This is a genomic window from Mycobacterium sp. P4_H6 (genome assembly GCF_056400845.1).
The window spans coordinates 15,994-34,321 of the sequence record NZ_JBFUKN010000067.1; the positions used below are offsets into that span (position 1 = coordinate 15,994).

General features: G+C 64.7%; 19 protein-coding genes. 16 read left to right on the forward strand and 3 right to left on the reverse strand.

What is annotated here, in order from left to right:
* Positions 1 to 83: 83 nt before the first annotated feature.
* From AC1DTF_RS23300 to AC1DTF_RS23350, 11 genes are all read left to right on the forward strand, one after another.
* On the forward strand, positions 84 to 1,652 hold the full coding sequence (locus AC1DTF_RS23300; RefSeq protein ID WP_477475788.1) for an acyl-CoA synthetase: 1,569 nt from the start codon (positions 84 to 86) through the stop codon (positions 1,650 to 1,652).
* 166 nt (positions 1,653 to 1,818) lie between these two features.
* Entirely contained in the window at positions 1,819 to 2,937 is a 1,119-nt protein-coding gene (locus AC1DTF_RS23305) for a zinc-binding dehydrogenase (protein ID WP_477475789.1), read from the forward strand.
* Positions 2,938 to 2,962: 25 nt separating this feature from the next.
* Positions 2,963 to 4,387, forward strand: coding sequence for an aldehyde dehydrogenase family protein (locus AC1DTF_RS23310; protein WP_477475790.1), 1,425 nt, complete (start codon positions 2,963 to 2,965; stop codon positions 4,385 to 4,387).
* Positions 4,384 to 5,160, forward strand: coding sequence for a crotonase/enoyl-CoA hydratase family protein (locus AC1DTF_RS23315; protein ID WP_477475791.1), 777 nt, complete (start codon positions 4,384 to 4,386; stop codon positions 5,158 to 5,160). The genes AC1DTF_RS23310 and AC1DTF_RS23315 overlap by 4 nt, the downstream gene beginning before the upstream one ends.
* Complete coding sequence (locus AC1DTF_RS23320; protein ID WP_477475792.1) at positions 5,145 to 6,311, forward strand: acyl-CoA dehydrogenase family protein; 1,167 nt, start codon at positions 5,145 to 5,147, stop codon at positions 6,309 to 6,311. Before AC1DTF_RS23315 ends, AC1DTF_RS23320 begins: the two co-directional genes overlap by 16 nt.
* Positions 6,308 to 7,354, forward strand: a complete 1,047-nt coding sequence (locus AC1DTF_RS23325) for an acyl-CoA dehydrogenase family protein (RefSeq protein ID WP_477475793.1) — start codon at positions 6,308 to 6,310, stop codon at positions 7,352 to 7,354. Before AC1DTF_RS23320 ends, AC1DTF_RS23325 begins: the two co-directional genes overlap by 4 nt.
* Positions 7,355 to 7,420: 66 nt before the next feature.
* Positions 7,421 to 7,900 carry a nuclear transport factor 2 family protein gene (locus AC1DTF_RS23330; RefSeq protein WP_477475794.1) on the forward strand — a complete coding sequence of 160 codons (480 nt, stop codon included), beginning with the start codon at positions 7,421 to 7,423 and terminating at the stop codon, positions 7,898 to 7,900.
* Positions 7,897 to 8,772 carry an SDR family NAD(P)-dependent oxidoreductase gene (locus AC1DTF_RS23335; protein ID WP_057168083.1) on the forward strand — a complete coding sequence of 292 codons (876 nt, stop codon included), beginning with the start codon at positions 7,897 to 7,899 and terminating at the stop codon, positions 8,770 to 8,772. Before AC1DTF_RS23330 ends, AC1DTF_RS23335 begins: the two co-directional genes overlap by 4 nt.
* Before the next feature lie 5 nt (positions 8,773 to 8,777).
* Positions 8,778 to 9,734: an alpha/beta hydrolase fold domain-containing protein gene (locus AC1DTF_RS23340; protein WP_477475795.1), complete on the forward strand. Its 957-nt coding sequence runs from the start codon at positions 8,778 to 8,780 to the stop codon at positions 9,732 to 9,734.
* 119 nt (positions 9,735 to 9,853) lie between these two features.
* The gene (locus tag AC1DTF_RS23345) at positions 9,854 to 10,930 is read left to right on the forward strand and encodes a hypothetical protein (protein ID WP_477475805.1); all 1,077 of its coding nucleotides are present in this window, start codon (positions 9,854 to 9,856) and stop codon (positions 10,928 to 10,930) included.
* Between the two features lie 66 nt (positions 10,931 to 10,996).
* The gene (locus AC1DTF_RS23350) at positions 10,997 to 11,209 is read left to right on the forward strand and encodes a hypothetical protein (RefSeq protein ID WP_477475796.1); all 213 of its coding nucleotides are present in this window, start codon (positions 10,997 to 10,999) and stop codon (positions 11,207 to 11,209) included.
* Positions 11,210 to 11,243: 34 nt separating this feature from the next.
* Here the strand turns inward: AC1DTF_RS23350 and AC1DTF_RS23355 are convergent, their stop codons facing one another.
* Both AC1DTF_RS23355 and AC1DTF_RS23360 read right to left on the reverse strand, forming a co-directional pair.
* The gene (locus AC1DTF_RS23355) at positions 11,244 to 11,537 is read right to left on the reverse strand and encodes a hypothetical protein (protein WP_477475797.1); all 294 of its coding nucleotides are present in this window, start codon (positions 11,535 to 11,537) and stop codon (positions 11,244 to 11,246) included.
* Entirely contained in the window at positions 11,534 to 12,691 is a 1,158-nt protein-coding gene (locus AC1DTF_RS23360; RefSeq protein WP_477475806.1) for a 3-ketosteroid-9-alpha-monooxygenase, oxygenase component, read from the reverse strand. Before AC1DTF_RS23360 ends, AC1DTF_RS23355 begins: the two co-directional genes overlap by 4 nt.
* Positions 12,692 to 12,823: 132 nt before the next feature.
* Here AC1DTF_RS23360 and AC1DTF_RS23365 point away from each other — a divergent pair, with 132 nt between their 5' ends.
* Positions 12,824 to 14,500, forward strand: a complete 1,677-nt coding sequence (locus AC1DTF_RS23365) for a 3-ketosteroid-delta-1-dehydrogenase (protein WP_477475798.1) — start codon at positions 12,824 to 12,826, stop codon at positions 14,498 to 14,500.
* 19 nt (positions 14,501 to 14,519) lie between these two features.
* Here AC1DTF_RS23365 and AC1DTF_RS23370 read toward each other — a convergent pair whose 3' ends face one another.
* Positions 14,520 to 15,215, reverse strand: coding sequence for a PadR family transcriptional regulator (locus AC1DTF_RS23370; protein WP_477475799.1), 696 nt, complete (start codon positions 15,213 to 15,215; stop codon positions 14,520 to 14,522).
* Positions 15,216 to 15,338: 123 nt separating this feature from the next.
* On the opposite strand from AC1DTF_RS23370, the gene AC1DTF_RS23375 reads away from it, so the two are divergent.
* The 4 genes from AC1DTF_RS23375 to AC1DTF_RS23390 all read left to right on the forward strand — a co-directional run.
* Positions 15,339 to 15,866 (forward strand): flavin reductase family protein, encoded by a 528-nt coding sequence (locus AC1DTF_RS23375; protein WP_477475800.1) that lies wholly within the window; start codon positions 15,339 to 15,341, stop codon positions 15,864 to 15,866.
* Positions 15,859 to 17,406 (forward strand): FAD-binding protein, encoded by a 1,548-nt coding sequence (locus AC1DTF_RS23380; protein ID WP_477475801.1) that lies wholly within the window; start codon positions 15,859 to 15,861, stop codon positions 17,404 to 17,406. The genes AC1DTF_RS23375 and AC1DTF_RS23380 overlap by 8 nt, the downstream gene beginning before the upstream one ends.
* Positions 17,403 to 18,014 (forward strand): PaaI family thioesterase, encoded by a 612-nt coding sequence (locus AC1DTF_RS23385; protein WP_082614221.1) that lies wholly within the window; start codon positions 17,403 to 17,405, stop codon positions 18,012 to 18,014. The genes AC1DTF_RS23380 and AC1DTF_RS23385 overlap by 4 nt, the downstream gene beginning before the upstream one ends.
* On the forward strand, positions 18,011 to 18,328 hold a 318-nt coding region (locus tag AC1DTF_RS23390), incomplete at its 3' end, for a Zn-ribbon domain-containing OB-fold protein (RefSeq protein ID WP_477475802.1). The genes AC1DTF_RS23385 and AC1DTF_RS23390, both read left to right, overlap by 4 nt.

The following is an 18,328-nucleotide window of genomic DNA, read 5'->3' on the forward strand; positions in this document are numbered from 1 at the left end:
CTCGGTCGGCGCCGGTGGACCGTCTTCTACTGAGCGGGACGGCAGGTGATTCCACCGACAATCCCGGACATACAGTCCGGCTCATGAATGATCTGAAGGCCGTGCTTGCGTCGGCTCGCAGCCACGCGCTCGGCGACGTTCCGCGCCGCCCGGCACGCAAACACCCGCACAAAATCGCGATCATCGACGGTGATGTCAGCTTGACGTTCGCCGAGTTCGAACACCTGGTGGACCGCGCGGCCGCCGCGTTGACCGACAACGGATTCGGGGTGGGCGACCGGATGGCCGTGCTGGCGCACAATTGCTGGCAGTATGCGGTGCTGGCATTCGCCACCGCCCGGACCGGGGTGGTCATGGTCCCGATCAATTTCATGCTCACCGCCGAGGAGATCGCCTTCATCCTCGGGCACAGCCGGGCGACGGGGTTCGTGGTCGAAGCCGGTCTGATCCCGGTGGCCGAGGCGGCGATGCAGCGCGGAGGAAGCGTCACGACGACGGCCACGCTCGTGTTGCCCGGCCAGACCGTTCCGGCGGGGTGGCCGGATTTCGACGACTGGTTGCGCACAGAATCGGTGGCGCCCAATCCGCTCATCGACGACGACCAACTCATCCGGCTGATGTACACCAGCGGCACCGAGTCGTATCCCAAGGGCGCCATGCACTCCACCAGGAGTCTGATGGGCAATTACATCAGCTCCATCATCGCCGGCTCGATGGAGGGAAGCGATGTCGAGATCCATTCGCTGCCGCTCTACCACTGCGCCCAACTCGACAACTTCCTGATCACCGATATTTATCTGGGCGCCACCAGCATCATCGTGCCGAGAGCCGACCCTGAGTTGGTGTTGCGCACCATCGAGAAGTATCGCGTCACCAATTATTTCGGCCCGCCGACGGTGTGGATCTCGCTGCTGCGGTCACCGATCTTCGATGACGTCGACCTGTCCAGCTTGCGTAAGGGTTATTACGGCGCGTCCGCCATGCCCGTCGAGATCCTGGCCGAGATGCGAGAGCGACTTCCCCATCTGCGGTTGTGGAACTTCTACGGCCAGACGGAGATGGCGCCGCTGGCATCGGCATTGGGCCCGGAGGACCAGGACGCTCATGCCGGATCCGCGGGACGGCCCGTGATCAACGTGGAGACCGCAATTCTCGACGAGGACGACACACCGGTCGCGCCGGGCATCGTCGGCGAGGTCGCCCATCGGAGTCCGCACCTGATGCTCGGCTATCTGGACGATGACGCCAAGACCGCCGAGTCCTTCCGCGGTGGCTGGTTTCACTCCGGCGACCTGGGCTACTACGACGAGCACGGCCTGCTGTACATCGTGGACCGCAAGAAGGACATGATCAAGACCGGTGGCGAGAACGTCGCCAGCCGAGAGGTCGAGGAAGTGATCTATCGGCACGCCGGTGTCGAAGAGGTGGCGGTGTTCGGCCTTCCCCATCCGGTGTGGGTGGAGACGGTGGTCGCCGCCGTGGTTCCACGCGATGGGACGCAGATCACCGAGGACCAGCTGATGACCCATTGCAGAACGCATCTGGCCGGATTCAAGACACCCAAGCAGGTGTTCTTCGTCGACGCGCTACCCAAGAATCCCAGCGGCAAGCTGCTCAAACGCCTGCTGCGGGATCAGTTCAGCGATCACTGATCCGCGCCAAGGACTGTGATCGGGCCCGCATCCGGCAGTGACCGCTGGGCGGGACACCCGAATCCTCCCGGACAGCCACGGCGTTAGCGTTCGCAGCGATGTCGGCGGTGCGTGCCACTCTTCGGACACGCTCGGAACCGTCTACGAGCGAGAGGTTTTCAGCACCGTGAGTCAAGCCCCGATCAAGGGTCGCATTGCCCGCTTCGACGAGCCCGGCAAGCCGTTCGAGATCGAGTCGGTCACCCTACCCGGTATCGGGCCAGGTGAAATCCTCATCAAGGTCACCAGGGCCAATATCTGCGGCTCCGATGTGCATGCCTGGCACGGCACGTTCGCCACGCGTGGCTTGGGCGGACAATTACCGACCGTGCTGGGCCACGAGATGGTCGGTGTGATCGCCGCCATGGATGACGGTGTCGGTTCAGACTCCAACGGCAAACCGCTGCACATCGGGACACGCGTGGTTTTCCCGTACTTCTTCTGCTGTCATACCTGCCGAAACTGTTTGGCGGGCAGAAGGAATGCCTGCCTGAACCTGAAGATGGCAATGCTGGGGCGCGCTGACGAACCCCCGTACTTCGTCGGCGGCTACGCAGATTACTTCGTGTTGCCTGCGGGCGCCGTGCTTTACACGGTCCCCGATGCCGTGCCCGACGATATTGCCGCCGGCGCGAATTGTGCTCTATCTCAGGTGATGTACGGGCTGGAACGGGTGAACCAGCAGCTCGGCGAATACGTGGTGGTGCAGGGCGCGGGCGCGCTGGGCCTGTATGCGGTTGCAGTGGCCAAAGCACGCGGCGCGGCCAAGGTCATCGCGATCGACGGTGTGCAGGAACGCCTCGAACTGGCCACCGCGTTCGGAGCCGACGCCGTCATCGACATCACCGAGGTCACCACCGAGAAGGAGCGCGCGAAGATCGTCCGCAAGCTCACCGACGGCCTGGGCGCCGACGTGGTGGTCGAAGTCGTCGGGCACCCGTCGGCGATCGACGAAGGCCTCAAACTGCTCGGCCAGTTCGGCCGGTACGTCGAGATCGGCAACATCAATGTCGGGATGACTTTCGAGTTCGACCCGTCACGGTTCGTGTTCTCCAACAAGACAATGGTCGGGGTCTCCCTTTACGACCCCTCGGTGCTGTCGCGCGCTCTGGATTTCCTTGCCGCTTACCAGGACAGGCTGCCTTTCGAGCGTCTGGCATCGGCCTGCTACTCCCTCGACGACATCAACGAGGCGTTCGCTGCCGCCGAAGACAAGCGTGACGTCCGCGCCAGCATCGTGCCCTGAATCCCTGTAACCCGGAGACCGATTGATGAGTAACCACAACTACGACCGCACCGAGCTCTACATCGACGGTGAGTGGGTCCCCCCCAGCGGCACCGATGTCATCGACGTGATCAATCCCGCCACCGAACAGGTACTGGGCACCGTACCCGGCGGCGACGTTGCGGACGTCGATGCCGCGGTGGCCGCGGCCCGCAAGGCGTTCGACCCGATGATCGGCGTTGCGGACCGACGCGAGCGCCTAGAGGCGGTGATCACCGCCATGGAGAAGCGGCTGCCCGATATCGCCGAGACGATCACCGGTGAAATGGGTGCCCCGATACGGATCTCGCAGTCCGTCCAGACCCAGGTGCCGCTCGCAGTGGCACGCGGATTCACCGACGCCTTGGCGACTTTCGAGTTCGAGGAGCGGATCGGCAATTCGCTGGTGACCCGCGAACCCTACGGTGTGGTCGCGGCGATCACCCCGTGGAACTACCCGCTCTACCAAGTCGTGGCGAAGGTCATCCCGGCGATCGCGGCGGGCTGCACGGTGGTGCTCAAGCCCAGCAACGAGGCACCGCTGTCGGTGTTCGAGTTCGTCGAGGCGCTCGAGGACGCCGGTCTGCCTCCCGGTGTCATCAACCTGGTGTCCGGTCCGGGCCGCGTCATCGGGGAGCGGTTGGCCGAACATCCGGACGTCGATTTCGTTTCATTCACCGGATCCACCGGCGTCGGCAGCCGCGTCGGGGAATTGGCCGGCAGGACCATCAAGAAGGTGGCGCTCGAGCTCGGCGGGAAATCCGCCAACGTCATCCTCGAGGGCGCCGACCTCGCCACCGCGGTCAAGGTCGGCGTCGCCAACGCGTTCCTCAACGGCGGCCAAACCTGCATGGCCTGGACCCGGATGCTGGTCCCACAGTCCCGCTACGGCGAGGCGTTGGACCTCATTGAGGAGGCGGTGACCAAGTACACCGTGGGCGATCCATGGGATCCAGCCACCCGCATCGGACCATCCGCATCCGCATCGCAACAGCAGACGGTGCTCGGATTCATCGAGCGTGCGACGGGCGAAGGCGCCCGACTGCTTACCGGCGGTGCGCAGAGGGTTTGCGACGTCGGCTACTACGTCGCCCCGACGGTGTTCGCCGACGTCGACCCCCATTCCGAGCTCGGCCAGGAAGAGGTCTTCGGCCCCGTCCTCGCCGTCATCCCGTTCAGCGATACCGACGACGCATTGCAGATCGCCAATGGAACCCCGTACGGCCTTTCCGGCGCGGTCTGGGCCGCCGACGATGACACCGCCATCGCATTTGCGCGGCAGGTACACACGGGCCAGGTCGACATCAACGGCGGCCGGTACAACCCGGCGGCGCCGTTCGGCGGGTACAAGAAGTCCGGGATCGGGCGCGAACTCGGCCGTATCGGCTTCGAAGAGTACCTCCAGGTCAAGTCGTTGCAGCTGCCCTCATGAGCGCACCGCTGAACATCGAGACGTCCGGTGCCACCCAGGTTTGGACCATCGACCTGCCCGAGGTGGGTAACGCGATCACCGACAGCGGCTTCATCGGTGCGCTGGAGTCCGCTGTGGAAACCGTCAACTCCGACAGCATGATCCGCGCGGTCATCCTCACCGGAGCCGGCAAGATCTTCTCTGCCGGCGGCAATGTCAAGGAGATGGCCGACCGGCGGGGCATGTTCGGTCTGGACGCGATCGACCAGCGCTACGCTTACGTCGACGGCATCCAGCGCATCCCACGGGCGCTTGCCCGCCTCGAAGTACCACTGATCGCCGCGGTCAACGGACCCGCCATCGGCGCAGGCTGTGATCTGGCGACCATGTGCGATCTGCGGATCGCCTCCGAACGCGCCTCCTTCGCGGAGAGCTTCGTGCAGATCGGCCTGGTCCCCGGCGACGGTGGCACCTGGTTTCTGCAACGCGCCATCGGCTATGAACGCGCCGCAGAGATGACCCTGACGGGTGATCGTATCGACGCCGCGACCGCACTGGCCTGGGGACTGGTGAGCCGGGTCGTTCCGCACGACGAACTGCTGACCGCAGCAGGGGAACTCGCCGAGCGGATCACCAAGAATCCGCCGCACGCGTTGCGGATGGCCAAACGCCTCCTGCAGGAATCCCGCACCGGCATGCTCGAATCGACCCTGGGCATGGCCGCCGCCATGCAACCGCTGGCACACCGTGACGCCGAGCATGAACGACGTGTCGCGAAGTGGCGGAGCCAGTGACCGCACTGTCCCGGCTGGTGCCCCCAGCCACCACCGACGCCGCGGAGACGGCCGGATTGCGCGGTGAGGTTCGCCAGTTCGTCGCCGAACAGCTCGCAGCCGGAGCTTTCACCCCCTCGGTGGACGCCTGGCTGTCGGGCTGGGACGAAGAATTCACCGCCGCACTGGCCCGACGGGGCTGGCTGGGCATGACAGTGCCGACCGAGTACGGCGGACATGGCATGACATTCGTCGAACGGTTCGTCGTCACCGAGGAACTGCTGGCGGCCGGCGCACCGGTGGCGGCACATTGGATCGCCGACCGGCAGATCGTGCCCTCGCTGCTCAAATACGGTACGGAGGGCCAGAAGTCGGAGTTCCTGCCGGCGATCGTGCGCGGCGAATGTTTCTTCGGTATCGGGATGAGCGAACCGGACTCCGGATCGGACCTGGCCAGCGTTCGCACCAAGGCGGTTCGGTCCGACGGCGGCTGGTCGGTCACCGGCACCAAGGTCTGGACGTCGGGGGCTCATCGCGCGCACGCCTTCATCGTGCTGGCTCGCACGGCCCCGGTGGAGTCTGCACACCGCCACGCCGGCCTGAGCCAGTTCATCGTCGCACTCGACTCCCCCGGCGTCGACATCCGTCCGATCGTGTCCATGAACGGTGCGCACCATTTCAACGAGGTGATCCTCGACGACGTGTTCGTGCCGGATGCCATGGTCTTCGGCGAGATCGGTAATGGCTGGCGGCAGGTGACCTCGGAGCTGGCCTTCGAACGCAGCGGGCCTGAGCGGTTCCTCTCCTCGTTCGTGGTACTGGCTGCCAGCACCGAAGGTATGGCTGCACAACAGATCTCCCACGACGCCGGCCTGGGCCGACTGGTTGCTCGGGTCRCCGGCCTGCACCAGATGTCCACCGCGGTTGCCGGAGCGCTACAGCGCCACGAACCCGCCGATGTCCCGGCCGCGGTGGTCAAGGTGCTGGGCACCACCACCGAGGGTGACGTGGTGGACTTCGCCGATCTGCACCTCGGCGACGTCAATGCCCTCGACCCGGCCCTGTCGGGACTGATGGCGACAGCGGTGGATCAACGACCGGGTTTCACGCTGCGCGGCGGGACAAACGAGGTGCTGCGCGGAGTGATCGCGCGCGGATTGGGAATGCGATGACGGCCACCGGAACCACGTCGGCAACGGGCGTCGACCCCGATCTGACCGCGATGATGGACGCGGTGTTCGCCGATTACCGGCAGAACCACCCGCCGGGCGAGCGGGTCGAACTCGATGCCGGGTTGTGGCGCAACCTGGAGGATCTCGGCCTGGTACGCCTCACCGGTGCCGAATCATCCGGTGGCAGCGGCGCCGGATGGCCCGAGGCGGTCGCGTTGCTCTCCGCCGCGGTACACCACGGCGTGCGGATCCCGCTGGCCGAGCATGATCTGCTGGCCTGCTGGCTGCTGGAGGCGGTCGGCTTGCCCGTCGACGACGGGGTGCGCACCGTCGCCGTACTCGACCCGCAGGGGCGAGCTCGGGCGGTTCCCTGGGCGTCCGGCGCGCAGCGCATCGTCGCGGTGTGGCCGACCGCCGACGGTCACGCCGTCGGCGACCTGGACGCAACGGCCACCGCTCTGCGAATCATACCGGGCGCCAATATGATCGGCGAGCCCCGCGACGCGGTGAAGGCAGAAATCGCTGTGCTGGAAGGCGTACCCGTGACCGCCGGGCAACTCGAAACCCTGGCGCTGAAATCGGCGCTCATCCGCGCGATTCAGGTGTGCGCCGCACTGGATCGCGTCTTGGCGATGTCAATCGAGCACACCACCTCGCGGGTCCAGTTCGGTCGGTCGTTGTCGAAGTTCCAGGCGATCCAGAACCTGATCTCGGATATCGCCGCCGAGGCTGCGCTGGCCAGGACGGCGACCGAAGCCGCCGTGACGGTCGCCATCGGTCACGACTGGTCAAGCCCCAACCTGCGTTTCCTGACCGCGGTGGCGCGCTCGTGCACGGGCCACGCGGTGTCGGTGGTGGTCCGCAATGCCCATCAGGTGCACGGCGCCATCGGCACCACCCGCGAGCACCGACTGCATGAGTTCACCCGGCCCGCGCTGACCTGGCGATCGGAATTCGGCTCGGTCCGGTCCTGGGACGAGCAGATCACCGATTCCGCACTGCGGGCCGGCGGTTCCGGCCTGTGGGCCTTGATCACCGGTTGAGGCAGTGTTCCACTGAACGGGCCACGCGGCTGTCGGGAGCCGCCGGGCCGCGGTTGACTCGATGTCATGAGCAACGACATCACGCTGTCCGAACTGCAGGAGTTTCTCGCCGGGTTCTGGTACGACTACGACGAGGCCAACTACGATGCGATGGCCGCAGCGCATTCCGAGGACGTCCACTACCGGACCCGAAGCGACTCGGGCGCCAGCCCGTTCGAAGAACTGATGTCTCCCGAGCTGCACGGCCGCGAGGCGGTCATCGAGTGGCTGTCCGATCACCGTAGGCAGAGCCCGTACCCACTGCGCCACCATGCCACCAATATCCACCGCACCGGTACCGACGGTGACGGCGTCCGGGTGCGGTTTTACATCTTCGTCAACCAGATCGCGAACTTCGTCCCGTTCGCCGTGTCCAGCGGCATCGGTAACGTCACCGTCCGTCGCGGCGCCACTGGTCTGGAGTTCACCGACGTCGACATGGTCCTGGACACCACGAATTCAGTGCTGCTGTCCGAGTTGACCACTGACATCGCCGCTGGTTCGTGAGCGCCCGGGACCTCTTTTCCGGCGGCGTCGCGGTCATCACCGGCGCCGGTGCCGGCATCGGCGCCGGCCTGGCCCGGCACGCCGCCGCTCTCGGCATGACGGTGGTGGCGGCCGACATCGACCTTGAGTCAGCCGAACGTCTTGTCGACGAACTCAACGCAGGCGGCGGCGCTGCCCTCGCAGTCGCCTGCGATGTGCGGGACGCCCAGGCGGTCCAGGATCTCGCCGACTTCACCTACCGCGAGATCGGCCCGGTGCGCCTACTGGTCAACAACGCCGGTATCGAACAGTTCGGGTATCTGTGGGACACGCCGGTGGCGAACTGGCAGCGGGTGATGGACATCAATGTCAGTGGCGTGTTCCACGGGGTACGGGCGTTCTTGCCCAAGATGATCGCCGCCGCCACCCCTGCCTGGGTGTGGAATCTGTCGTCGATCGGCGGGGTCGCCGCAGTGCCATTGCAGGCGCCTTATATCGTCAGCAAGCACGCGGTGCTGGCGCTCACCGAGTGCTTGCGTCTTGAGGTGGAACTCGCCGGACACGCCGACTTCATTCGGGTGCAGGCCGTTCTCCCCGGTGCGGTGAAGTCGAACATCTTCGAGGCGGCCGGCGGCGTCGACTCCGCCGCTGCAGGCACCGATGTCGCAGCGGCCGAGAACCAACGGGCGGCGATGCTCGACATCAAAGCTGCGGCAATGAATCCCGACGCCGCGGCCGAGGTGGTATTCGAACAATCCGCCCAGGATGCGTTCTACCTGTTGACGCAGCCGGAATACGTGGGTTCGGCAATGGCCGAGCGCGCCGAGATCTTGAGCAACCTCACCGCTCCGCGGCTACGCACCGAGCGCCGCTTCGACCCGGCCGAACACTGAAAGCCATGAGCGGCAACAATCGTCCGGGACTCGACCCCGACGCTGCGCAACGCGTTGTCGCCTTCGGTCCGCCGACACCCATGCGTGAACGCGGGCTGCAAGCAGTTCGCGACAGCATCGAAACAGCACCACTCCCCGTCGATATGCCCGCCATGGCGGACATCAGTGACACGATGGTCGACGGGCCCGGGGGCGCAATCCCGGTACGCATCTACCGCCCGAACAACACCGACGAGCCGGCACCCGTGATCGTGCACTTGCACGGCGGCGGGCTCGTGATGGGCTCCAACCATTCGTTCGAGCCGATGGCACGGGCACTCGCCGCGGCCAGCGATGCCGTGGTGGTGGCCGTCGACTACCGGCTCGCGCCGGAGAACCCCCCGCCCGCCCAGTTCGACGATGCACTCGCCGTCACTAATTGGGTTGGCGCCGAATCAGACACGTTGAGAATCGACCGTGAGAGGGTCGCCATCTGCGGGGACAGCGCCGGCGGTGGCATCGCTGCCGCGGTGGCCTTGGCCGCGCGCGAGGCCGGTGCACCCCGCTTGTTCGCGCAGGTGCTGCTGTATCCGGGCGTCGACCGAGACATGGGCGCGCCGTCAATCGTCACCCAACCCGACGCGCCCCTGCTCATCCACGACGACATCGTCTTTCTGCACGAACTCGCGGATCAGGGAGCGGGTTCCTCGCATGACATCCGGCGGGTTCCGGCCTATGCCTGCGATCTCAGCGCGCTACCCCAGGCCATTGTGGTGACCGCAGAATTAGATCCCATTTCTGACTGGGGTGAGCGCTACGCGGCACGTCTACGTGACGCCGGCGTGCAGACCACCGTCACCCGATATCCCGGGATCTATCACGGGTTCCTCATGCGTTCGGAAACGACAGCCCGCGGGCGCCTGGCCATGGCCGAGGTCGGCGCACTGCTCCGGGCGAAGTTCGCTCACCCCTTGCCGTTCTGAAGCGACGACCGACGTCCCGATAGCCGGGCATCGATGGTCGCCGCAGCGTTGAATCCGCCCACAATCAGACATACCCATGGCGTCCGACAACGCCGGTACCAAGAAAAGGAGTCCCCGTGATGCTCACCGATGAGCGAAGGATGGAGCTGTCCGACATCCTTCGCCCCGTTTCACCACCACGCGAGATCGACAACGTCTACACCGACGATCAGCGTGATCGCCTGCTCGAGGTTGTTCGCAAGGATGCCCCATGGCGGCTGATCATCGCTCAGCACTTCGCCTCACCCGAGGAACTGATGGCCACGATGAGCGGCAAGTTCCCGGAGGGCTTCACTCCCACCCTGGACCTGTTCCTCACGCCGACTTTCCGCGGCTTCCTCGCCAATCACGGCACGGTGCTATACCCAGAACTGCATGACTGCTTCTACAACGCGGACTTCCTCACGCAGGCGAAGTCGTACTGGGGCGCTGAGTACGCGAAGCCTGAGATGATGCTGTTCAACATCAACGGGCCTTGCGCCAACCGCGATCCCGGCCATCTGGATTCTCCCAGCTTCCGTGGCGTCCGATACGAAAACGCTCCCACCTGGCTGACCAGTGTGATGGGCAAGTCCGGCCTGTTCCAGGACTACCTGATCAAGATGGCCCAAGTCATCACCTGGTTCTCCCACGATGCCGGCAGCGGGTTCACCTACTGGCCTGAAGGCCCACTCAAGGCTCCCCAACGTTTGATGCCGCCGGTGTACAACCGCGGCGTCGTCGTGCAGAACGAGATGCTGATGCACCGCGGTGAAGCCAATGGCCCCCTGGATCAACAGGTTCCGGCCGGCCTGGAGTTCGACACCGTCTTCGCCGGCGATCCCGCTTCCCGTGACCACTGGGTGCTCAAGAACGGTGAGAACGTGATCGCCCGTCATCACACCGACGACCTTCGGTTCCTGGTGCACTGGTCGGCCGAAGTGTTTGAAGACTCCGACGAGTTGAAGAAGAACATGGATCATTCAGACGACATCACCATCGAGAAGGCGATCGACATGATGGTCGACGATCTCAACAAGAAGGGGCTCAAGCTCGACATCCCCAGCGCCCCGCTGCATGACGCTGCCTTCATCGGCGCGTTGAACGCCGGCTATGACCTCGGAGGACCCGCGACCTATCCAGACGAGGCTCCGTTGAGCGCGTTCCAGTTCGCCTGATTCAGAGTCGATAACCGTGTGGCCCCGCGTTCCGCGGAACGTCGGGGTCACACGCCGGGCGTACAGGTGAGCCAGCCGGACACCGATCATCAGATCCGACTGCGCTCCGGCCAGATGTTCTGGCGGTACACCCGGACGCTGCCGGCTCACCTGATCGTGCAGATCTGCCGCCAGGCGTACATTCACTGGGCCGACAAGGGCGACTTCGAGAATCTGGAATCGACGTTGCGGACAGGTATGCACCTCGTGCTTCGCGCGCTGTCACCGCTGCCGGTGTAGGCGCCCGAGTGACTATCGCCCATAGGTAGACAGGTCAGATTTCGTCGAGTACCGGCAGCGCCCCCGTGCCCGCAGCCGATTCGATAGATGCACGCAGTCCAGAGCACACCAGGAACAATCCCGGGCGTGTGCCCCCAGTATCGTTTCCACTTTCCGCCTGCGCCAGCATCTCTGCACGTTCACGACATCGTGACAGGGACTGCGCATTCCACTGCACGCTCGTCTGGTCCCAACTGCTCTTTCGCACCAGAACCTCTGCGCCGCAGGGCCGGCAGGTCACGGACGTCATCGGTGCGTCCGCGAGCCGACCATCGGCCCGCACGGTCATGTGGTTATGCCGACCAATCGTGGCAGCCGGTTGGCGGCGATGTTGGCTTCGACTTCTTTCATCCACGCCTCGCGCGGACGAGTTGTGTCGATTTCGAATTCGAAGCGGTCCACCATGTCCGGCGTCACATCGGCAACGTCGACGTAGAATTGCTCGTACCACCGGCGCAGTTGATAGACGGGACCATCCTCTTCGCACAACAACGGGTTGTCGATGCGGGCTTTACGCCGCCAGATGTGCACGTCCTGCTCGAATCCCATCTTCACGAAGTCGCCCAACGCGATACCCATCTGCACCGCGACATCCTCGGGCACGTCCTCAGATTTCTCGACAGTGATTCCGTACTGCAGCACAAACGAATTCGCGTCGATCGGGTAGTGACAGTTCAGCAGCACCGTGCGCTGATCGCCGTGCTCATAGTGGTACGTGAGGTCATCGATCATGAAAGACGGGCCGTGGTAGGAGGCCACCGAGGTGGTGCCGGAGATCTTGGCGCCCTCGCCGGAGCCAAGGTCGGGCCGGCCGACACTCTCGTAGTACTGCGTGGCGGTGTGCCCCTCGAAGATGTTCTTGAACCCGGTCGGCAAGCCGCCATGGATGTAGAAGAAGTGCGCCATGTCCACGACGTTGTCTATGATCTCGCGGCAGTTCGTGTCGACGATCGTGGTGTACCAGTGCCAGTCGGTCCATCCATCGCCACCGACCCCTTCGATGCGCGGGATGGTCACATCGGCGGGCGGGGGCTTCTTCTCGGGGTCATTCCAGACGAAGAGCATGCCGTCCTGCTCCATGGCCGGCCAGGTCGCGGTGCGCGCGAGCTTGGGCACCCGGCGGCTGTAGGGAATCTGTTTACACCGGCCGTCACCGCCCCACCGCCAGTCGTGGAACGGGCAGGCGATCTCGCTGCCCTTGACCTCACCGTCGGAAAGGTCACCACCCATGTGCCGGCAGTAGGCGTCAAGAACGTTGATCGCGCCGTCTTCACCGCGGAAGACCACCAACTTGCCGCCGAACGCGTTGATTGCATGCGGTTTTCCGTCGCCGAGATCGCGGGTGAGACCCAGGCAGTGCCAACCACGGGCGAACCTCGTGGGTGCCGACTGCGCCTCGATCTGACGAACGTCTCCGGCACCGTCGGGCTGCAACGATGTCATGGTCAACCTCGCTCTTGATTGCTTCCAGGGATCAACCCGTTCTAGCACCGGCACTCCCAGCTGATAGGTGAGGCGTTCCACTGACCGGGCATCGGTGATCGAAATCCGCAGAGCCGATCCCAGAATCGTCGGGTGACTGATCTGCAGAACATCACCGTCGATCTTCTCGTCGTCGGTTCAGGTACCGGAATGGCCGCGGCGCTCGCCGCACACGAGTTGGGGTTGTCCACCCTGATTGTGGAGAAGACTGCCTATGTGGGAGGTTCGACCGCTCGTTCCGGTGGCGCGTTCTGGATGCCGGGAAATCCTGTCCTCACCGAGAGCGGATCTTCGGACAGCGTGGAGAAGGGGCGGACCTACCTGAAAACCCTGGTGGGCCAGGACGCTGCACTGGACCGCGTAGACGCGTTTGTGGATTTCGGCTCGGCCACCATCGACATGCTGCGGCGTACAACCCCGATGAAATTTCAGTGGGCCAAGGGCTATTCGGATTACCACCCGGAGCAACCCGGCGGCAGTGCCGTAGGGCGCACCTGCGAGTGCCGGCCATTCAACACCGCGAAACTCGGGCCTGAATTGGCCCGCCTCCGCCCCGGTGTGATGAAGTCTTCGTTTCCGATGCCGGTCACCGGTGCCGACTACCGCTGGTTGAACCTGATGGCACGGACTCCCCGCAAATCGTGGCCGCGCATCCTGCTGCGCGCCGCGCAGGGCATCGGTGGTCTGGCGCTGCGTCGTCGCTACGCTGCCGGCGGCCAGGCACTGGCCGCGGGTATGTTCGCCGGCGTCGTCCAGGCGGGCATCCCGATCTGGACCGATACACCTCTCCTCGAACTGGTCGAAGATGGCGATCGGGTGACCGGTGCGGTCGTAGACCGAAACGGCACCAGAGTGACGGTGACCGCGCGCCGCGGTGTCGTGCTCGCCACCGGCGGTTTCGATCACCTGATGAGTTGGCGGCACAAGTTCCAGTCGGAACGCTTGGGAGACAACGCCAGCCTGGGCGCTGAAGGCAACACCGGCGACGGTATCCGCCTGGCTCAGGACCTGGGCGCCGACACCGCACTGATGGATCAGGCGTGGTGGTTCCCCGCCTTTGCCCCGTTACCCGGTGGCGAATCCACGGTCATGCTCGCCGAACGCTCGCTGCCGGGGTGCCTACTCGTCGATCAGAACGGTGAACGCTTCATCAATGAGGCAACGGACTACATGTCCTTCGGCCAGGAACTGTTGCGTCGCGAGCAGTCGGGCGTGCCGGTGGAGGAGATGTGGATGATCTTCGACCAGCGGTACCGGAACAGCTATCTACTCGCCGCCGAACTCTTCCCACGCATGCCGATCCCCCAGGCTTGGTATGACGCCGGGATAGCCCACCGCAGTGGCGATCTCGGGTCCCTCGCCGCCCAGATCGGCATTGAGGCGGCGACTTTCACCGCCACGATGGACCGCTTCAACGGCTTGGCGGATGCCGGCGTCGACTCCGACTTCCACCGAGGCGCCAGCGCCTATGACCGTTACTACGGCGATCCGACCGTCGCCCCGAATCCCAACCTGCGTCCACTGAACTCCGGACCGTTCTACGCGGTCAAGGTGGTCTTGAGCGACCTGGGCACCTGCGGTGGTGTGCGCGCCGATACCCGAGGTCGGGTACTGAAAGAAGACGGATCCACGATCAACGGCCTGTACGCACTCGGCAACGTCTCTGCGAACACGTTTGGGAAGACCTATCCCGGTGCCGGTGCCACCATCGGGCAAGGATTGGTGTTCGGCTACGTCATAGCGCAACACGCGGCCGGGCGCCTCGTCTGAGTCACCACCGGCATTACGCTCAGTCCGGCGGATCGCCTCCGTCGGACGTGTCGCCGGCATTCTCGGCGGCGATCCGGCGCTCGACTTCGTACCAGTATTCCCGCACGGGAAACTCAACGCCCTGGGGACCGGATTCGCCGAACGTCTCTTCGGCGGCGTCCAGGTCCTTGATGATCTGCATGGCCAGTTCGCGTTCGGCGGCGTAGTACTGTTCCGACCATTTCAACGCCAGCCTGGCATACGACCAAGCCGGTTGCTCACTGGTCCAGCGCACTTCAACGGCCGCGGCCTGCTGCAATTGCTCGGCGTACTCGGCGTGTGCGATGAGAATTTCTCTGAGCCGGCCCGGATTGAGCAGATGTCCGAGCATGACTCGCAGCATCGGGTTGTGTTTGAGGGTCGGAGGTTCGACCGAATCTTCATTTGCCCAGCGCGAGACAGCCGTCAACCCGTCATCAGTGATCTTGTACATGCGACGGCTGCGGATTCCGGCTTCGACCCGGGAGCTCAAGAGACCCAGCTTCTCCAGTCGCTTCAGCTCTGAATAGATCTGGCTGTAAGCCGGACTCGAGTAAAAGAAGCGGATGGCCCAGTTGATCCATTTCTTGATGTCGTAGCCCGACAATTCCGCGCCGCCGGAAAGCATCCCGAGCAACGCCCACCCGGTGGGCGACACATTCAACCCACCAGATCCAGTCGCGGCTTCATCCGTCACCCGCCAAGGCTAGCAATGGTGACATCCGGAGAGCGCGCTACTACCGCTGACCGGGAGGACGCGTTGCATACCGAGAAGGAAAGGCGAGAAGGTGGCGGCGAGTCCCATTTTCGAAGGAKGGGTATGACCGAGGAGTTGACCGCGGCTCGAGGCAGTGGCTTGATCACGCCGGCGGCACCCGAGATGCGGCGCGTGCTGGGCCACTTCTGCACTGGTATCGCCGTGGTCACCGCTCACGACGACACCCGTCCGATCGGGTTCACCTGTCAATCGGTCACCTCGGTGTCGCTGGATCCGCCCTACATCTCCTTCTGCCCGTCGAACTCATCGATGAGCTGGCCGCTGATCCGCGCCGTCGGGGCGCTGTGTGTCAACGTCCTCGCCGCTGATCAGCACGATGTGTGCGCACAATTCGCAACACGCGGCGAGGACAAGTTCGCCGGAATCGAATGGCGCCGCGGCGCCAATGGTGCCCCAACACTGCACGGGACGCTGGCATCGATCGAAGCCGAGCTTGAGTTCGAACACGGGGCCGGCGACCACTCGATCGTCGTTGCCCGCGTGTCGGGCCTGTGGGCACACGAAGAACGGGGACCACTGTTGTTCTACCGCGGCGGGTACGGCGCATTCGACGGAGCGGCCCATGCCTGACTTCGATGTCGAGGTCGACGTAGTCGTCGCCGGTTCCGGAGGCGGTATCACCGGCGCGTACACCGCTGGGCGCGAGGGCCTTTCGGTACTTCTCGCCGAAGCCACCGACAAGTTCGGCGGCACCACGGCGTACTCGGGAGGCGGCGGGATGTGGTACCCGTGCAACCCCGTCGTAGAGCGGGCCGGCACCGACGACACCATGGATGCCGCACTCGCCTATTTTCACGCCGTTGTCGGCGACCGGACGCCGAGAGCCCTGCAGGAAACCTATGTGCGCGGTGGCGCCTCACTCATCGCGTATTTGGAGCAGGATCCCGCATTCGAGTTCACTGTGCTGCCGTGGCCGGACTACTACGGCTCGGTGCCCGACGCCCGCAACGACGGCTTCCGTCACATCATCCCGCTGCCGCTGCCCGACAGCGAACTGGGCCGCTACGCCGGGCTGGTGCGAGGACCGCTGGACGTCGAGCGACTCGGCACTGCTGCGTCGGACCTGCTCACCGGCGGTCGCGCGCTGATCGGCCGATTCCTTGCCGCACTGAACGCAATGCCCGATGTCTCCTGCTGGCGCAACGCAGCACTGACGGAGCTGATCAACGATAACGGCCACGTCCTCGGCGCGCTTATCCAACAGAACGGGATCCCGGTGCGGGTGCGGACACGTCGCGGGGTACTGCTCGCCAGCGGCGGCTTCGAACAGAACGAAACCATGCGCGCGCAGTACGGCGTACCCGGAAGCGCGATCGACACCATGGGCGGTCCCGGCAGCACCGGCGCCGCGCACCGGGCCGCAATCGCCGCGGGCGCTGATGTCGACCTGATGGATCAGGCCTGGTGGTCGCCTGGGATGACCCATCCCGATGGACGATCCGCGTTCGCGCTGTGGTTCACCGGAGGCATCTTCGTCAATCAGAACGGTCAGCGTTTCGTCAACGAATCCGCGCCGTACGACCGCATTGGCCGTGAGGTGATACGCCAACTCGACGACGGCTCGACCGCCCTGCCGTTCTGGATGATCTATGACGACCGGGAAGGTGAGGTTCCACCGGTGAAGGCCACCAACGTGTCGATGGTCGACACCGCGCACTACCGCGAAGCAGGCCTATGGCACTCCGCCGACACCTTGGCGGAGCTTGCCGAATCCATCGGCGTACCCGCCACCGAACTGGAGGCCACGGTGCAGCGGTACAACAAGCTGGCCGCAACCGGAGTCRACGACGATTTCAACCGCGGCGGCGAAGCTTATGACCGGGCTTTCACGGGTGGCGAGTCACCCCTGGTCCCGATCGACCAACCGCCCTATCATGCTGCCGCATTCGGCCTTTCCGACCTCGGGACCAAAGGCGGGCTTCGCACTGACGCACACGCCCGCGTGCTGAGCGCAGAGGGGACACCGATTCCTGGCCTCTATGCGGCGGGCAACACCATGGCAGCGGTCTCGGGTGAGACCTACCCGGGTGGCGGCAATCCCATCGGTGCCTCCATGCTGTTCAGCCACTTGGCAGCACGACACATGGCCGGCACGGACTCCGCCGGGTGAGCACGCCGATCAGCGCCGAGCAGGCTCGGCATGCGGACGGACTCTACGGTCCGCTCACCCAGTCACTGCGGGCCCTCATTGACGTCGTGATCCGCAGCGAGGCTGCCGACGACGATGTAACACAAGCGCACGCCCTGATCGAACAAGCCGCGGCACTGTTGAGTTCACGTCTGGATCCCGAACCCTTCGGAGTGCGCACCACCACCGAGGGCGGCATTCTCACCTGGGGCAATGTGGCGATAGGGATGCGAAATGCCATCGCACCCCCGCTGAACGTCGTTCATGGCGAAAATGGCTGTACATCAGCGGATTTGACGCTCCGCGCTCCTTATGAAGGCCCGCCCGGCCACGTTCACGGCGGGGTATGCGCACTCATACTGGACCATGTTCTCGGGGCAACCGCACACCGCCCAGGAAAGCCCGCCTTCACCGGCACGCTGAATCTGCGCTACGTCGCCCCTACTCGTCTCGGCACGATTCGGGTCGAGGCTTGGATCGAAAGCGAGACCGATTCGAAAACGATTGCTGTAGGCCGTATCACGGATACGAACGGCGTTGTGACCGTGCAAGCAGAAGGCACCTTCATCAGACCGAAAGCGAAATCATGAAAGTCGACTTCCACACAGAGCCCGCGTTTGAAGGGTGGTTCGCCACCGATGACGACGGTGACACCCATCTGATCGGCGGCAAATGCACCGCGTGCGCGACCTATGTGTTCCCGCCGCGGGAGAACAACTGCCCCAACCCGGCCTGTGACAGCGACACCCTGGCGTTGGTCCCGCTGTCGCGGCGCGGCACGGTGTGGAGCTACACCGAAAACCGCTACGCACCACCCCCGCCGTATCCCTCCCCGGACCCCTTCGAACCGTTCGCCGTCGCCGCGGTCGAACTCGAAGAAGAAGGCCTCATCGTGCTCGGCAAG